The following is a 17749-nucleotide window of genomic DNA, read 5'->3' on the forward strand; positions in this document are numbered from 1 at the left end:
CTTTTTTTTTGTAATTTTATGATCTATGAAAAAAACTCTGACTCTAATATTACTGACGCTTTCCTTACAAGCATTCTCACAAAAACATTTTGTAGAATTTCAAGATCAAAAAGTACCATCCACTTCCACATTCCGATCAATTCAGGTATATGATGATTCATGCATTTGGATTGGAGGTACCAATGGAAATTATTGCTACACAAATAATGGTGGACAAAGCTGGCAGAAAGCAATCGTGCCTGGTGCTGAAAAATTGGATTTTAGAGATTTGCACATGTTTAGCCAGAATCACATTGTACTTATGAGCTGTGGAAATGGTAAGGATTCCAGAATCTATATTACCAAGGATGGAGGTAAAAACTGGAAAATGACTACCCAGAATAAGCATGAAAAAGCTTTCTACAATGGAATTGATTTTTGGAATGAAAAGGATGGAATCTTAACCAGCGATGCCATCGATGAAAAACCATATGTGCTGATTACGAATAATGGAGGAGAATCTTGGGAGAGGTTGATGCCTAATGAAATTCCTGATTTACTGGAGGGAGAATATGCTTTTGCTGCCAGCGGTACAGGAATCATTACACGTGGAGATGCTGAGGTATGGATTGCAACAGGAGGATTGCACTCAAGAATTTTTTATTCGGCCGATAAGGGAAAGAATTGGGAGGTGAATGAAACGCCAATTATACAAGGGACATCAACAGAAGGAATCTACTCTTTCTATATAAATGACAAGAACAAAGCCATTTCGGTTGGAGGTAACTATAAGAAGATTGAAGATTGCAAGAGAAATGTAATTGTTTCGAAGGATTCAGGGAAAAGCTGGAAGTTGGCACTGGGAGCGGAAAAATTGGCATTTAAAGAGTGTGTGAAACAATTGGATACCCATGTTTGGATGGCTACCGGACCAAGTGGTACTGCACTATCGATTGATGATGGAGAAAATTGGACCGAGGTTGACAACAGACCATTTCATACTTTCGATTATGATGCCAAAAGTAAAACAGGTTATTTGGCTGGCGGAAAAGGCAGTGTTGTAAAGTTTTATTTGAAGAAAAAATAACAGGACAATCGTGTAAGCAAACCCATCTGGTTTTGCTTCACTTACAATAAGACCAAAACAAATTATAATGAACAAAAAATTTATACTTGCAATTGCGGGCCTAATGTTGTCATGTACTGGCTTTGCTCAGGACATGGATTACACCAAAAAGCTGGTAGAAAAATTAAGCTCTAAAGAATTTCATGGACGTGGATATGTGAAGAAGGGCGATAGTATTGCTGCGGCATATCTTTCTAAGGAAATGAAAAGTATTAAGTTGAAATCTCTTACCGAAAATTATTATCAGTCCTATTCAATTTCGGTAAATACTTTTGCAAAAAACACCAAATTGGCTCTTGATGGAAAGGAATTAAAGCCAGCAAGTGAATATGTAGTGAATCCGAATGCAAAACCAGGAAAAGGTGAAGCCAAACTTACCTGGATTACTAAGGATATCCTTACCAACTCGTATGCTTTGGGTACGTTTATGAAGAAAGACCATTCCAATTCATTCTTAGCAATTGATTCAACAGGTTTGAACAATCCTGAATTGTACGACTTTGCACAGGCCATGATGAAAAAGAATGTTTTCGATGCAAAGGGAATGGTTCTGATCAATGACAAATTAAAATATTCTGCAAAGAACAAGTTGGTTGATTTTACCACTTTACTGGTTAAAACAGATGTAATTAACCCACAAGTAAAAACCATTCAGTACGATATTCAGAGCGAGTTTATTGAAGATTACAAAACACAGAATTTGGTGGGATACATTCCCGGCAAAACAGATACTTGCGTTTTGTTTACGGCTCACTACGATCATTTAGGATATTACGGAGATAACATGTATCCAGGCGCAAACGATAATGCAAGCGGTGTTGCCATGGTAATGAACTTGGCGAAATATTTTAAAGCCCAAAAGAAGAAGCCACATTATACTCTGGTTTTCGCATTGTTTAGTGCCGAAGAAGCCGGTTTATTGGGATCGAAGCATTACGTAGAACATCCACTGTTCCCATTGGAGCAAACCAAAATGGTTTTAAACTTCGATATGGTGGCAACAGGAGAGAAGGGCATCTTTGTGATTAATGGCAAAAGTGTACCTGGTGAAATGGAAAAGATCAACGCCATTAATAAGGAAAAGGACTATGTATTTAAAATGTATCCAACAGGAGAATCTTCTTCATCTGATCATGCATCATTTCACGACAAAGGCGTAAAGGCTGTGTTTTTCTATACCCATAGTGATAATGCCGATTACCACGAAACTACTGATACTGCAGATAAATTATCATACAAGCAATTCGAAGGAATCTTTAAGCTGGTAAGAGATTATACGGAAATGAAATAAGTATCGAATGCATTTATATTCAGTACATATTATTGGCACTTTTATTAGGTATATTTCTATATTGGTAATCGGCCTGATAGAATGGAAAAAACCACCATCTCTTAAAAGTATTTATGAAGATGATAATTCTTGGTTTGGGGTTAAAAGTTTGCTTATTATCTTGGTGTTATATTATTTTATAAACCATTATTAAAATAAAAGCTTGATGCTCTCACTCCAAGTGAGGGTATCAATATTACATCAGAAAAACAAAATTTTACCACAAAGGAAAACGAAGGATTTCACAAAGAAACACAAAGGGCTTTTGCTAATGGCGAGGGCTCTTTTTTATGAAATTTTTATTGTAGAGAAGATTTATAATTAATGGGTAATGTGGGTAAAATGAGTAGAGTGTGGAAATTTCTTTTGGCAAAATTCTCCCGACGAGTGGAGTAGTCAAAATTCTCATGGAAAAACACTCTCGACAGGTGGAGTTGTGAAAATCCACGCGGAAAAATGCTCTCGACGAGTGGAGTTGTCAAATTCCACACGGAAAAATGCTCTCGACGAGCGGAGAGGGGAAAATTTCAATGGAAAAGAGCTCTCGACAGATAGTGAGAAGGAAATTCTGTTGGCAATTTGTTATTTGGGTAGAGACGTAGCATGCTACGTCTGTACGGTGTGGCATAAAAGAAAACCTGCCAGTCTCGATATTTATCGAGACTGGCAGGTTTTTTAATGATATTCTAGAATTGTTTTTAAAAATTAAATTTCAACTTTACCCCAGTATCTCTGTGATGTTTGCCATCAAAGCTCCACACAACTTCAACATCCATAAATAGGAAGATTTGTGACAATCCGTAACCCACTTCCCAATAGTTTTTCTTGTTTTCGTGTGTTAGGTAGTTGGCAAAAACTCTTTCCTGAATGGCCAATGAATTGTTCAAAATTGGCAAGCGTTTCAGTAAGAATCGGTCAGACTCATATTGCAAGTGTGCCTCAAGATAATCTTCGGTGGTTGAATGCTGATAGTAATCCAACAAACGGAAAGTGTTTAAACCACCACCCAACATTACTGTAGGTTTGCTGGTATTAAAGTGTTTAAAATCCGAAAAGTGCATGTTGTCACTAGTTAGAAAGCTTCCTGCTTTCACATTATAGGATATTCTATCATTAAATCCGGTTTCAAACTCTTGTCTAATCGAGGCTTCGAGCAAGGAGTAATCGGCTTCCGAATCGAAAACATCTTTAATGGCTTGTTTGTATCTTAAGCCGAATGTTGGTTGATTGTGATACCAGGTCATTCGTTTTACACCTTTTGCGATAGAATATCTATGTCGTGGCGTGTATTCCAATTTTGCTTCGACACTAAATGCCTTGTTGTCTTGCACCAATAAAGGATCAACTCCTTCAGGAATATTGATGGTATATTCATTATCATCAGGATTGGAAATGTACCATGAGTTGTTATTGTACAACTGCTTTCGATTTGCATATTCAACGCTAGCGGATAATCTTAAACCATTTGCCAAATCGGTATTGTGCCAAATGTTGATGTAGTTTTTATCATACAGTTTCATGTAATTGTCTTTAAAATACAATGAACTGATGGCATTAAGAAGTGGATCGACACCTGTTTTTCCATTAAAATCGACAGCTTTGCTTCCCAAACCAAAACCAATGTACGATCGTTTTAATCCATTGTAACGATAATATGTGCTTAAGGAATAATCGAGATGTTCTCTCGAAAATGCATAGGTGAATTCAGGACTTAAAGTGAACAAATGACCTAAAGTGTCGGATTTGGTATATCGAAAAGGAGCATTAAAGGTAAATCCCTGAATAGTATTGTATGATACCTTATCGAAACTTAACAATCCCGGAGTAGTGAAATTTGAGTTCGATTCTTTGTATTTGTATGTTTTACCAAAAAGCAAGTGATTGAATTTAAATTTGCGATTGGCAATTCGTACCGAGTCCTTGTACTCCGGAGTGTTGCGAACAATTTCCATGGAGTCCTTTTTCTCGAAACTGATTTTTTCATCTTCCGATAGAGGAATCGGACGCATTTCTGCCCAATACAAAGAGTCTTTGTCTTTGGCATCCTTGGCCATTTTCACCTTTTCAATTTTGATTTCCAATGGCTCTCGCACCTTTTCCTTTTTAGGTTTTTCGGTGTCCTTTTCCATTAGACGGGCCAGTTTGCGCATTTCGGAATTGCTCATGTCATCCTTCTCCAGAAGCGTTTGAATTTCTTGCTTGCGCTTTTGTTCTTTTACTGACAAGACTTTGGATTCCTGATTGCCCAATTCTGCCACTTGTGCTTCTTCCTGCTTTTTCGAGATGTCAAGTTTTTTCAGATAGTCATGGTCCAAATCAGGATTTAGAGTAATCTGGTAATCCTTAATAGAGGCAACATACATGCCTTCCAATCCGAATCCCATGCCTTTAAATTGGATGTTGAAATCGAAACTTACCGGCATCCAAACCTCCTCTTTTACCGGAGCATACAGTTGGTGCATGTGCACATCGGTCATTGGTAAATTCAATTTTAAATCGGCAGAGTGAATGTTCCAGTAGTTTTCGGCAATATTAATGTAACCACGAAACAAATCTTTCCCTTTTCTTTTGGGTGTAACCTTAATTTTGTTGATCATTCGCCCTTGATCTTCAAAAACCGATTCAAGTTCGAAACGATATACCGCAAAAGCAGTTTTATCGAGCGGAGAGATGAATCCTTCATCTTTGGTGTTGTACAAGTTGGCAGTAATAAACTGCATCGGGTCGGCTTGCTCGCCCAAACCAGATGAACGTATCGAGATCACCTCTTCTTTTACCTTATCAGGCAATTCGAAATGAATTTTCGAAATGTTTTCGGTTACGAAAGTTTTTCCTTCCGTAATGCCTTCTTCTGCCAGTTTCTTTTTAAATAATCGGGGTACGCTGGTTACTTTTCCCGATCCTTTCAGGTAAACCATATTGTTGTATTCGCTAACCTGCTTGGTGTAATAATCGCCCATTGCAATGGCTTTACGCATTACATAGTAAGCAGGATCTTCGCCGCTGGCCAACACCTTAACCTCTTTAAGCTGGTAGGTTTGAGGAGCCAGGGCAACGTCCATGTTCAGGTCATTTTCTGTCATGTTAACAACAACTTCTTTGGTCTGATATCCGAGGTACCTGTAATGTAAATTCCATGTTCCTTTTGCAAGATCCATATAATACTCCCCATCGATATTTGATGTGGTACCGGTTGCCAATTCCTTGATGTAAATGTTGGCAAATGGAATGGGTTTTCCATCTAAATCTGTGATCTTACCGCTAATTTTCTGAGCATATCCCGATAAAGAAATCAGGAAGAAGAGAATGATAGTGTAAATTTTTGTCATGTTTGGCTTTGTTTAATAAGTGTGTGATGGTTTTGTATTTATTTTTGTTACATATTCAATTGTTGTATTGTGAACAATAGGATTTGTATTGAAAAGTGTGAATTTATGAAAAGTATGTTTTTTTATTAAACGCTTTAAGAAGTTTTATGTTTTTTTAACAGCTTTGCTGGTGTGTAATGACAAGAAATAACTTGCTACAAATAATAGATTTCGGTGCTCTGCACCTAGAAACACTTTAGCTTAATAATACTACAAATATTGCGCAGATCTGCTGCTTATTTTATCTCTTTTAATTGAATTTTTGTATGGTGCAGAGTATCGGAAATATTTTTAGCCATCAGAATAAATTATGGAAAGAGGTACAGCGCACCGAAATATATGTTTGGCTATTTAATTCATAAAAGTCAATCATGAATTTTAGATGATCTTAGAAAAAATGAAGTTTTTGCACGTTTTAATTAGACGAAGCTGACAGAATTCTGCATTTTTTTCACCTTTTCTGTCTTAATGTCATAATTATTGTAATGGCACAAGCTTTGACTAAAGGCAAGAGTAAAATTGAAAATTAATCTTTAAAAACAATATAACTATGTCAACAGGAAAAATTGGAGTTACCAGTAACGATCTGTTTCCGATTATTAAAAAATTCTTGTATTCAGATCACGATATCTTTTTGAGAGAGATTGTTTCAAATGCAGTTGATGCAACACAAAAGTTGAAAACTTTGGCTTCAACTGGTGAATTCAAAGGAGAATTGGGTGACCTAACTGTTCGTGTGAACATTGATAAAGAAGCTAAAACCATTACCATTTCAGACCGTGGTATTGGTATGACTCAAGAAGAGATCGAAAAATATATCAATCAAATTGCATTCTCTGGAGCTGAGGAATTCCTAGATAAATACAAAGATCAGGCGAATGCAATCATTGGTCACTTTGGTTTAGGGTTCTATTCTTCATTTATGGTATCAGATAAGGTTGATATCGTAACTCTTTCACACAAAGAAGGAGCAAAAGCGGTAAAATGGAGTTGTGAAGGGAATCCAGAGTATACTTTAGAAGAAGTTGAGAAGGCAGAAAGAGGTACCGACATTGTAATGCATATTTCTGAAGAAGAGAAAGGTTTCTTGGAAGAAAGCCGCATTCAGGAATTGCTGAACAAGTACTGTAAATTCTTACCAATTGAGATTGCTTTTGGGAAGAAAAAAGACTGGAAAGATGGCAAGCAGGTAGAAACTGAAGAGGACAACGTAATTAACGATACAAACCCTGCATGGACCAAGAAGCCTGCTGATTTGAAAGATGAAGATTATAGCAGTTTCTATCGTCAGTTGTACCCAATGGGCGAGGATCCATTGTTCCACATTCACCTGAATGTGGATTATCCTTTCAACCTAACCGGTATTCTTTACTTCCCAAAAATCAAGAATAGTGTAGAAATTCAGAAGAACAAAATCCAGTTGTATTGCAACCAGGTTTTCGTAACTGATTCAGTAGAAGGAATTGTTCCTGAATTCTTGACTTTATTACATGGTGTAATTGATTCACCAGATATTCCATTGAATGTATCTCGTTCATACCTGCAGTCGGATGGAAATGTGAAGAAAATTTCGAATCACATCACCAAAAAAGTTGCTGATAGCTTAATGGATATCTTCAAGAAAGATCGTACTGAGTTTGAAAACAAATGGGATGATCTTCGTTTATTTGTTCAGTATGGTATGTTGACTGAAGAGAAATTCTTCGACAGAGCGAATAAATTCTTCCTAATCAAAAATACCGAAGGAAAGTATTTCACTTTGGAAGAGTACGAAGCAATCATCAAGGAAAATCAAACTGATAAAGACAACAATATCATCAATTTGTATGCAACCGATAAGGATGCTCAGTTCTCATATATTGAGGCTGCCAAAGCAAAAGGATATGATGTGTTGTTGATGGATAGCCAATTGGATAATCACATCATCAACCACTTGGAGCAGAAAGATACCAACAAGAAATATGTTCGTGTAGATTCTGATATTGTGGACAAGTTGATTCAAAAAGATGAAGTGAAAGAATCGAAATTATCAGAAGAAGAAAAAACTGATTTGATTCCTGTATTCAACTCACAATTGCCAACCGAAGGTGTGAACTATATGGTAACTTTCGAATCCTTAGGTGAGGAAGCACAACCATTAATGATTACTCAGGCAGAGTTTATGCGTCGTATGAAAGATATGGCAGCCATGAATGCTGGAATGGGATTCTATGGTGAATTGCCAGATTCTTATAATTTGGTGGTAAATACTGATCACGAATTGGTAGGAACCATTTTGAAAGACAAAGATGCGAAGTTAAGCGATAAGCTTACGGAAGTTTCAGCGAAACTGACTCCACTTTTTGAAGAGAGAGATGCTTTGGAAGCTTTGAAGAAAGACAAGAAAGAAGATGAAGTTCCTCAGGAAGAAAAGGATAAAATGGCTGATGTTCAGAAGCAAATTACCGAGGTAAATGCTGAAAAGGAAAGCTTGTTGAAAGAGTTTGGTAAAGACAACCAATTGGTTAAACAATTGATCGACCTTGCATTGTTAGCCAACAACATGCTAAAAGGAGAGGAGCTCGCTAAATTCGTGAAACGTAGCGTTCAGATGATCAAGTAATGACCTGAATCATATATAAAATAAAAGCCCCAATCGGGGCTTTCTTTATTTCTTTTTTAATTTATTTCTTTTTTTCTGATTTCGCTTCTTGTTTTCCATAGCCTTTTGTCTGCCTTTCGAACCCGAAGGTGTTTTCATGTTTTTGGCTTTTTTCTGATGGAAAGCTCCGGTATCTCTTCTTATGGTATTCTTAACCTTTACATTGCGAGTTTGAATTTTCTCATCTTCCAAAAGTTGTGAAGTGATTTCAACATCCAAAGGAACGGATTCCAATGAAACAGGTTTGCGAATCAAATCTTCGATCTTTTCCATCAATTCCTCTTCACCTTCGTTTACGAAGCTAATTGCGGTTCCTTCTTTCTCTGCACGACCTGTTCTACCTACACGGTGAACATACTCCACATAATTGGTAGGGATATCAAAATTGATTACATGACTCACATTTTCGATATCAATACCACGGGCTGCCACATCCGAAGAAACCATTACTCTTGCTCGACCTTCTTTAAATGCATTCAAAGCATTAATACGAGTGTTTTGAGCTTTGTTGGAGTGAATTACACTTAGCTCTTCTCCTAAAATAGCTTCCAATCTGTCAACAATTCTGTCTGCATTTTTCTTGGTTTCGGTAAAAACCATCACCTTGTTAAACTCCTCTTTGTCTTCTAAAAGGTATTTTAACAAGTTTACCTTACTCAAAATATTAGGAACATGATATTGAATTTGCTGTATGTTCTTTACGGTTGTTGCCTGCGGAGCAACTTCAATTCTTTCTGGCATGAACAAGAAATCATCTGACATTTTTGCAACTGTATCCGAAAAGGTTGCAGAGAACAACAGATTTTGATGTTTTTCTGGCAAGATATCAAAGATGGCATTCAATTGAGGCATAAATCCAAGATCCATCATTTTGTCAGCTTCGTCGATCACCAAAGTTCTAACTTGAGACATTTTCAAAACTCTTGTCATGTAAATGTCCATCAAACGACCAGGAGTTGCAACCAAAATATCTACACCTTCATAAACCTTTTCTTTCTGAGTATTGATATTTACACCACCATAAACGCCCAATGTACGAATATCCATGTATGGAGTCAACAATTCAATAGTTTCACATACCTGTAATACCAGCTCTCTGGTAGGAACAACGATCAATGCTCTTGGATCCATTCCTTTTGCATAGTTCAATTTCATCAATATTGGCATCAAGTAAGCCAAAGTTTTACCTGTACCAGTTTGCGCAATACCAATGATATCTTTTCCTGAACGAACAGGAGAAAATACTTGGTGTTGAATTTCTGTAGGTTTTTCAAATCCGGCTTCATCCAAAGCCATTCTAATTTGCTTACTTAGTTTGATATCGTCAAATGAAATCATTGCTCAAATTTTTTAGAAAAAGTTCCGCAAAAATAGGGAATTTTTAGTGAATGCCTAAATTTGTTAATGTGGAAATGTTCTCTAGGAATTATTCATTATATATCAATGACTTACTTCCAGATTGTACTCACTTCGTTTTTTAAGGTGGCTATGGCTTTATCAATTTCCGCGTTCTGAATCTGCATATGTGATTCAATTACGGCTTTACTCAATCCAAGAGAGGAGTCGGTTGTTATCAATTGCGACGCCTCGGAATTGATAAGCTGAATGATGTTTTCCTTTGCGGCTTTTATTTGTTTCCACAGCTCGCCAGAAACATACATTTGTTGAGATAAATTGTGTTCGAATTCTGTTCTAATTGCAGAAACCAACTTTTGTTGCAACTGCTGATTGTTCATTCCAATAACATTTTCTCTTACAATTAATGATTCAGGATGAATACGTTCTAAAAAGATGATTAACCTCTCATAGGCTTGTAATCGAATGGGAGTGATTTCTTTTTGATTGTTTAAAAAGATTTCTTGTTTTCTTTTTTGTTCATCTCTTTTAAAAAAAGCTTTTATAACAAAGTATGCCGTTGCAAAAACGACCAAGGATGGCAATATGTATTTACTTATCTCAAGAATACCTGTCATTTTTTTAGGTTTTAGTTTAATTTTTCGTTTTTAGTACATCCCCTGTATGTTTAAAAACAGTATCTTTACATGCAGTAAGCAAAATTTTGTAAACCACTATATTTTGTTTACAGGGGGACATTATTTTAACAAAAGTATTAACCAAATTTTTAAATCCCTAAATTAAATTTAGAATGTTGAAAGTTTCGGACCGTATTGCAGCGATGGAATTATCTCCAACGCTGGCAATGTCACAGAAAAGTAGAGAAATGAAAGCTCAGGGAATCGATGTGATTAACCTGAGTGTTGGTGAACCTGATTTTGACACCCCTGATCATATCAAGAAAGCAGCGCAGAAGGCAATTGATGATAATTATTCGCATTATTCGCCAGTTCCTGGGTTTCTTGAGTTGCGTCAGGCTGTTGTAAATAAACTAAAACGTGAGAATGGATTAGATTATACAGTAGATCAGATTGTAGTATCAAACGGAGCGAAACAGTCAATTGTCAATGCCATGATGAGCATTGTGAACAAAGGAGATGAGGTAATCATTCCTTCGCCATTTTGGGTAAGCTACAGCGAAATTGTAAAACTTGCCGAAGGCAAATGTGTTTTTATTCCGGCAAGCATTGATCAGGACTTTAAAATTACACCAGAACAGTTAGAAAAGGCAATTACATCCAAAACAAAGGCTTTTTTGTTCAGTTCTCCAAGTAATCCAACAGGTAGTCTTTATTCAAAAGAAGAATTAAGAGCTTTAGCTGATGTTTTCGTAAAACATCCAGATATTGTAGTATTATCTGATGAAATTTATGAGCACATTAACTATGTTGGCGCACATGAAAGCATGGCCCAATTTGCTGACATGAAAGACCGTGTTGTTGTGATCAATGGTGTTTCTAAAGGATATGCAATGACAGGTTGGAGGATTGGCTATATTGCGGCTCCATTATGGATTGCAAAAGCATGTGGGAAGTTACAAGGACAGATGACGTCAGGTGCATCTTCGATTGCACAAATGGCTTCTGTATCAGCATTGGATGGTGATCAATCTAGTGTTGTATCCATGAGAAAGGCATTTAAGAAGAGAAGAGATTTGGCATTGACACAATTAAAAGAAGTGCCAGGTTTTGAAATTCGCGAGCCGAAAGGTGCTTTTTACCTATTTCCTCAGGTAAACCAGATTTTTGGAAAATCGAATGGCAATATTACCATAAATAACGCCACCGATTTGAGTTTGTATTTGTTGGAATCAGCGAATGTAGCAACCGTAACGGGAGAAGCTTTTGGTGCTCCTGAATGTTTGCGATTATCTTATGCAACAAGCGAGGAGCAAATGGCAGAAGCAATTCGCAGAATTAAATCTGCTATTGAGAAATTGAAATAATATCTTAAGCATATAAGATGAAGCCAGTACAAAATGTACTGGCTTTTTTTGTGTTTATAATCAATTGTTAAAAAATTATAAAAAACAAAAATGATAGGTGGGGGATTGCATGATTAAATTGGTTTAACAATAAACTATCATCATGAAAAACAAAATTTTATCAACCTTATTGATTGTCTTATTGGCAAGCAATTTTTTAATGGCACAACATGTTTATCATTCCTACGATAGACCTAAAACATCCAAACATTTAACTGATCAATCTGGAAAAGTGGAATCAAAAGGAGATAATTTTGAAGTAGGATTCCACTATGGACCTGCATGGACTTCGGGAAATACAAAGGACTTTGCAAGACAAGGAAATGCCTTTAGTATGAATCTTGGGGCCAATAATGGTAGGGTATATTTTGGAACGGAGTTTAGTATTACCAGTTGGAAAGATTACCAGGCAACGCCTGAAGCTAAAGAATTGAATTTTAATGAAACTAACTTTCTGTGGTTGGTGCAAACCAAGCTGTTTTTAGGCGAAGGAAATGTTCAGCCGTATATCGGTTGTGGAACAGATTTGATAAGTTTTGGTGAAGCCATATTAACAGCGGAAGATGAGGAAGAAGACGGTTATTATTCCAGTTACTATGAGGAAGAAAAGAATTATAATACATGGTTTGTTCCAAGTTTCGGTTTACGATGGAAAATGGGCAAAGATTTAAGTGGTAATGTAGGCTTAAGTGCAGATTTGTCCAGAAATTATAGTTATACAAGATTACAAGTCGGTATTGTTTTTTAATTCATTGAGAGCATGTTTTTTCAAAAAAATAGTCTTCTGTTGGTTCTATTAATATTTTGCTGGCTAACATCTCAATCGCAAGAGAAATACTATCAATATTCAAAAAGGACGAGTAAAAATAAAGTAGATCTTGATTTGATAACAGAGTTTGAAATTGGCTTTCATGCAGGACCGAACTGGACAATAGGGAATACAAGAAAAATAGCCAGGTTTGGTCAGGTTTACAGTCTGAATATGGGGTGGAATGATGGGAAGTTTTACTTTGGAACAGAATTTAATTTAAGGTTTTGGGATGAAATTTTAAATGATTCCAAAGCCGATCGAGTTGATTTTAATAATCAACAATTCCTTTGGTTGTTACATATGAAGTATTATGTGATAAAAGGTGATGTACAGCCTTTCTTGGGTGTTGGAACGGATTTGTTGTCACTTATTGATCAAGCATTAAACCCCTCGGAAGATGAATATGTTGATTATAGAAATGATGAAAAACAAAAGTTTCTCAATTATAATGCATGGTTTGTACCAACGCTTGGTGTTCGATTTAAAATAAGAAGGTACATGTTTGCAGAAATAAGTTCAACGATTGATATTTCTGACAATTACAATTCAATGCGACTGCAAGTAGGTTTTATTTATCAACCACAGTTATAATACAAAAAAACTCCCCCAAAAAGTTGGAGGAGTTTTATATATCTGGTATTGATTTACTTACGAATATAATTCTTTCAATCGTTTTGCCATACCATCTGCAAGAGCTTCACATTGGTCGAAATCTTCTTGTCCGGGAGCACATAATGCTTCAGGAGTAACTTCGATGGTTTCCCATTTAATGTTTTCAGCAAATTTATTTAGACGTTTAAGGCCACCGCCTCCCCACGATTTAGAACCGAATACACCAAGTACATGATCTTTAACTCCCATGTGCTCTAATTCGTTGATCAAAGTTTCCATTGTTGGGAACACATCACCATTGTATGCGCAACTACCCAAAATTACTCCACGATATCTGAAAATATCATTGATGATGTAAGAAGGGTGAGTTTTAGATGAATCGTGAATACGGATTTTCTTGATTCCTTTTCTTACCAAATGACGAGCAATGTTATCAGCCATTTTTTCAGTATTACCGTACATTGAAGAATAAACGATTACACATCCTTCATCCGTTTTGTACTGGCTCCACTTGTCGTATTTGGCAACAATATCAGCAATGTGAGTTCTCCAGATTGGACCGTGAGTTGCACAGATCATTTTGATTTCCAAGCCACCTAATTTCTGTAGTGCATTTTGAGTTGGACGACCGTATTTACCAACAATATTTGAATAGTAACGGCTAATTTCTTCTTCCAGGTAATCCAAATCAAGCTCATCGTCGAAAATGCCACCATCAAGAGTACCGAAAGCACCAAAAGCATCACCAGAGAAAAGGATTCCATTGTTCGATTCGAATGTTACCATAGTTTCTGGCCAGTGTAACATTGGAACCATGTAGAAGTTTAATTTGTGTTCACCCAAATCGATACTATCACCTTCGCGAACTTCCATTAAATTGTCTTTAACACCATAAAAACGTTCCAACATAGGGAAGGTTTTTTTGTTTCCTACAATTTTCATTTCTGGATAGCGCTCCACCAAAGAACGAATAGAACCAGAGTGATCAGGTTCCATGTGATTCACAATTAGGTAATCCGCTTTTCGACCATCAAGTACTTCCTCAATATTGTCAAGGTATTCATCCATTGTACCTTTTTCAACAGTGTCAACAATGGCTACCTTCTCATCTACAATTACATATGAGTTATAAGCAACACCCTTTGGCAATGGCCAGTAGTTCTCAAAAATGTGGGTTCTACGGTCATTTGTTCCTACCCAATAAATTTTCTCAGTAATGTTGTTCTTATTGTGCATTTCTTATTGTTTTGAAATATTTTGCATTTTCAGACTTTAAAATCTTTTTGATAATCGTATTGTTTCGAGAATCAAAAAGGTTGAAAGACGAAGCAATCCTCTTAGTTAAAAACAAATAAAGAGAAGCCTTGTTTTCAGGGCACAAAATTAAGAATTAATTTTTTTCTTAAATCAGAAAAGAACATGTTCTTGAAAAAAAATGACCTATTGTTGAAGAAGTCGGATTAGTTGCTGCCTATTTAGGATTTTGATATCTCTTCTATGAGTTTCTATTAATCCTTCTTGTTCCATTTCTTTTAAACTCCTGGCAAAGGATGGTCGGGTTACCCCAAAAAACTGTGCCATTTCTGATTGAGATTTCGGCAAGGTAACCTGTACCTTGTCAGGGGCAGCCAATTTTAAAATGTAATTGGCCAATTTACCTTTTATGGTTTTAAAATTCAAAAACATCAGTTTGTTGGCCAGAAACTGACTTCGATTTGAAATTAGATTCAGATAGTTGATAAGGAATACTTTATTCTTTTGAAACAGATCAACAACCGACTCTTTTGCCAAAGTGAAGATTTCCACATCCTCATTCGCTGTTACATTCACTGGAAACTGATTTCTTTGTCCGAATAAAAAGGCGGAAGCAATGGGATAGGGCGCCATAATATCCTCAATTTTTATGCTCTTTCCCGATGGATCAAGCATTTCTCCTTTCACACTGCCTTTCATTACGATCATTAAATGTTCACAACGATCTTCACGAAAGGCAACCATGTCACCTTTTGAATATTTCCTGATTTTATACTGAGTACCCAGCAACAGAGATTCCATTTCTTCCGGAGTAATTCCTCTAAAAACTGGTGATTGAGAGAGTTGTTGAAATAGCATTTTGTTGTTCCAATTATTATTTTCTCAATGATACGGGTTTCCAAGCAATCTTCAAAAAATAAAAGAGGATTTTGTCCTTTTCTGGTGAATGAGGACCAAGCTCTGAATTGTCTATAATAAGATATACTTAGTCACGAAAATCTCCATTACTCATTAACTTTTATACCATTTTCAATAAATTTCTTCTAAAACTGATTACCGAAATGGTGGTAAGGAGGGCACCAATTCCCAGTAGAACAATCATCTTTGGCAAAATGTCGATAAGAGGTAGTTGCCTCCAGAAGATATCAAAAAAACCTTCCATGGCCCAGTAGTTTACTGAAATTACCGCCAGTTTTTCATGATTGCTGGCATAAAGAAAAGAGGCATCATACTTCCGCCTATAGCTGAAATCACAAGAATAATAAGAGTTGATAAACTTTCTACTTGTTTTCGACTTTTACATACCGATGCCATAAATATTCCGAAACTCGAGCAAGCGATGGCTGCACAAAGAATCATTAGAATAAGAGCTGGCAGGTTAATGAAAATATCTAAACCTAATGCCAACCAGGAATAAAGAAACATTACGGTTAGTTGCAATACTGCCATGAAAAGGGTTGACAGCATTTTCCCATACAAAATTCCAGAAGGACTAATAGGAGCAATTAATAAACGACGAAATGTACCATCTTCCTTTTCTTTTAACAAGGAGGCTCCACTGGCGGATACACTAAATAGCAGCATCATGATTGCTATACCTGCAATGGCTTGCACCAATCCAAGGTTTCTATTTTTCTTTTCACCAACAAGTGCTGTCATTGGAAGTTCCGAATTCTCTTCAATTTCAGACTGTTCCTCCGAATTATTGAAGCCGTCAAACTGTTCTGCTACCTGGGCTTGTATATCTTCTAGTTCAGAATCCGATAAGTCTGGATTTTTATCTTTAATCCATGTATTTACTTTGCCTTTTATACCTTTCTTCATGGTTATTCCAAAAAGATTCGACCATAAAGCTTGCTGTAATAATCCCATTTCTATCTCTTTGGCTTCATCATAAAACAATTCCATGGGTATTTTTTTACCGGCTTCAACAGAATCCTGAAATCCTTTGTACAATACCAAAACAGCAGTTCTTTTTCCTTTTTTAATTAAGGTTTCGGCTTCTTGATAGGTTTTAGACTCTAACTTGAGACCTTCTTCTGCATCTAAGGTTGAGAAAACTTCTTGTGAAAGATCAGTTTTGTCTTGGTCTGTAAATAGTAAATTAACAGGTCTCGATTTCTCCGATTTTCCTATGCCACCATACATCAATGCGAAAATTGTAATTAATGCGATAGGTAAGAGAAGGGATAGAAATACTGCAGTTTTATCTTTAAAATATTGCTTGATATCTTTTATTGCGATTGTAAACATTTTGCTAGGTTTTAGAATGGAAAGAGATTAGTCGCGTAATGATTTACCAGTTAACTCAAGAAAAATACTTTCTAAGCTCAGACTTCTGATGTCTATCTTATCAAGCAGAAGTTCTGATTGAGAACACAGATGAATTAACTCTGGCAATTCTGCATTAGCCTGTGATGAGGATAGAATTATATGATCCTTATTCACTAGAAGTTGTCCCTTGTATCGATCAATTAATTGATTCAATCCATTTTTATTGGGATTGGAATATTTTAAATGAATTTCTTCTTTTATGGAAGAATTGGTCTTCAACTCATCCAAACTTCCTTCTGCAATGATTCTTCCTTCATCTATAATTCCAATTCTATCGCACAAACGCTCTGCTTCTTCCATATAATGAGTGGTATAGATCATGGTTAAACCACGAGAATGGAGTTCTTCAATGACTTCAAAAATCAAATTTCTACTTTGTGGGTCGATACCTACAGTAGGTTCATCCATAAATACGATTTTTGGATCGTGAAGTAAAGCTGCGGCAATATTAATTCTTCGCTTCATGCCTCCGGAATAGGTTTTAACCTTGTGATTTTTTCTATCGGAAAGTCCAAGGAATTCTAATAACTCATCACATTTATTTTGGAGCTGCTTGCCTTTGATTCCGTACATGGTACCCCAGAAATTAAGATTCTCAGAGGCTGTTAAATCTTCGTATAAAGCAATTTCTTGAGGGACAACACCAATCAATTTTTTGCATTCCGCTAGGTTTTGATATAATGATTTTTCTTCGTAGAAGATTTCGCCTTCATCAGGTTTAAGTAGTGAACTTAAAATACTAATTGTAGTGGTTTTACCCGCACCATTGGGTCCAAGCATACCATATAATTCACCCTTTTGAATGGTAAGGTTTATATTGGTAAGGGCCTTAATTTCTTTGTAAGATTTTGATAGATTTTTTGCAACAAGCATAAAGTTTGTGTAAGGTTAGAGATGACCTAATTTACACAACTT

14 protein-coding genes are annotated in these 17749 nt (G+C 36.2%); 6 read left to right on the top strand and 8 right to left on the bottom strand.

Annotation, left to right across the window (positions count from 1 at the left end; translation table 11 throughout):
* Positions 1-25: 25 nt before the first annotated feature.
* Both JCM15579_RS07180 and JCM15579_RS07185 read left to right on the top strand, forming a co-directional pair.
* Entirely contained in the window at positions 26-1066 is a 1041-nt protein-coding gene (locus JCM15579_RS07180) for a WD40/YVTN/BNR-like repeat-containing protein (protein ID WP_054717830.1), read from the top strand.
* A 67-nt stretch (positions 1067-1133) separates the two neighbouring features.
* Positions 1134-2396, top strand: a complete 1263-nt coding sequence (locus JCM15579_RS07185) for a M28 family metallopeptidase (RefSeq protein ID WP_054717833.1) — start codon at positions 1134-1136, stop codon at positions 2394-2396.
* Positions 2397-3133: 737 nt separating this feature from the next.
* Here the strand turns inward: JCM15579_RS07185 and JCM15579_RS07190 are convergent.
* Complete coding sequence (locus JCM15579_RS07190; RefSeq protein WP_054717836.1) at positions 3134-5764, bottom strand: DUF5686 and carboxypeptidase regulatory-like domain-containing protein; 2631 nt, start codon at positions 5762-5764, stop codon at positions 3134-3136.
* 589 nt (positions 5765-6353) lie between these two features.
* On the opposite strand from JCM15579_RS07190, the gene htpG reads away from it, so the two are divergent.
* The gene (htpG, locus tag JCM15579_RS07195) at positions 6354-8405 is read left to right on the top strand and encodes a molecular chaperone HtpG (RefSeq protein ID WP_054717838.1); all 2052 of its coding nucleotides are present in this window, start codon (positions 6354-6356) and stop codon (positions 8403-8405) included.
* Positions 8406-8450: 45 nt separating this feature from the next.
* Here htpG and JCM15579_RS07200 read toward each other — a convergent pair whose 3' ends face one another.
* Entirely contained in the window at positions 8451-9782 is a 1332-nt protein-coding gene (locus JCM15579_RS07200; protein WP_218186092.1) for a DEAD/DEAH box helicase, read from the bottom strand.
* Between the two features lie 110 nt (positions 9783-9892).
* The gene (locus JCM15579_RS07205; protein ID WP_054717840.1) at positions 9893-10417 is read right to left on the bottom strand and encodes a DUF7935 family protein; all 525 of its coding nucleotides are present in this window, start codon (positions 10415-10417) and stop codon (positions 9893-9895) included.
* Between the two features lie 173 nt (positions 10418-10590).
* On the opposite strand from JCM15579_RS07205, the gene JCM15579_RS07210 reads away from it, so the two are divergent.
* The 3 genes from JCM15579_RS07210 (at position 10591) to JCM15579_RS07220 (ending at position 13225) form a co-directional block, all read left to right on the top strand.
* On the top strand, positions 10591-11784 hold the full coding sequence (locus JCM15579_RS07210; RefSeq protein WP_054717842.1) for a pyridoxal phosphate-dependent aminotransferase: 1194 nt from the start codon (positions 10591-10593) through the stop codon (positions 11782-11784).
* 142 nt (positions 11785-11926) lie between these two features.
* Positions 11927-12571, top strand: a complete 645-nt coding sequence (locus JCM15579_RS07215; protein ID WP_054717845.1) for a hypothetical protein — start codon at positions 11927-11929, stop codon at positions 12569-12571.
* A 12-nt stretch (positions 12572-12583) separates the two neighbouring features.
* Entirely contained in the window at positions 12584-13225 is a 642-nt protein-coding gene (locus JCM15579_RS07220; protein WP_054717848.1) for a hypothetical protein, read from the top strand.
* A gap of 57 nt (positions 13226-13282) precedes the next feature.
* Here JCM15579_RS07220 and JCM15579_RS07225 read toward each other — a convergent pair whose 3' ends face one another.
* The 5 genes from JCM15579_RS07225 to JCM15579_RS07240 all read right to left on the bottom strand — a co-directional run bounded on the left by JCM15579_RS07225 (position 13283) and on the right by JCM15579_RS07240 (position 17707).
* Positions 13283-14482 (bottom strand): FprA family A-type flavoprotein, encoded by a 1200-nt coding sequence (locus tag JCM15579_RS07225; protein WP_054717851.1) that lies wholly within the window; start codon positions 14480-14482, stop codon positions 13283-13285.
* A gap of 204 nt (positions 14483-14686) precedes the next feature.
* Positions 14687-15358: a Crp/Fnr family transcriptional regulator gene (locus tag JCM15579_RS07230; RefSeq protein WP_054717854.1), complete on the bottom strand. Its 672-nt coding sequence runs from the start codon at positions 15356-15358 to the stop codon at positions 14687-14689.
* 160 nt (positions 15359-15518) lie between these two features.
* Positions 15519-15662 (bottom strand): hypothetical protein, encoded by a 144-nt coding sequence (locus JCM15579_RS20175; protein WP_157471378.1) that lies wholly within the window; start codon positions 15660-15662, stop codon positions 15519-15521.
* Between the two features lie 20 nt (positions 15663-15682).
* A complete protein-coding gene (locus JCM15579_RS07235; RefSeq protein WP_054717856.1) occupies positions 15683-16753 on the bottom strand; it encodes an ABC transporter permease in 1071 nt (356 codons plus the stop codon).
* A 27-nt stretch (positions 16754-16780) separates the two neighbouring features.
* Positions 16781-17707, bottom strand: a complete 927-nt coding sequence (locus tag JCM15579_RS07240) for an ABC transporter ATP-binding protein (RefSeq protein ID WP_054717861.1) — start codon at positions 17705-17707, stop codon at positions 16781-16783.
* Positions 17708-17749 lie beyond the last annotated feature (42 nt).

The sequence above is a fragment of the Marinifilum fragile JCM 15579 genome, from assembly GCF_001310955.1.
GTDB classification, from domain to species: Bacteria; Bacteroidota; Bacteroidia; order Bacteroidales; family Marinifilaceae; genus Marinifilum; species Marinifilum fragile.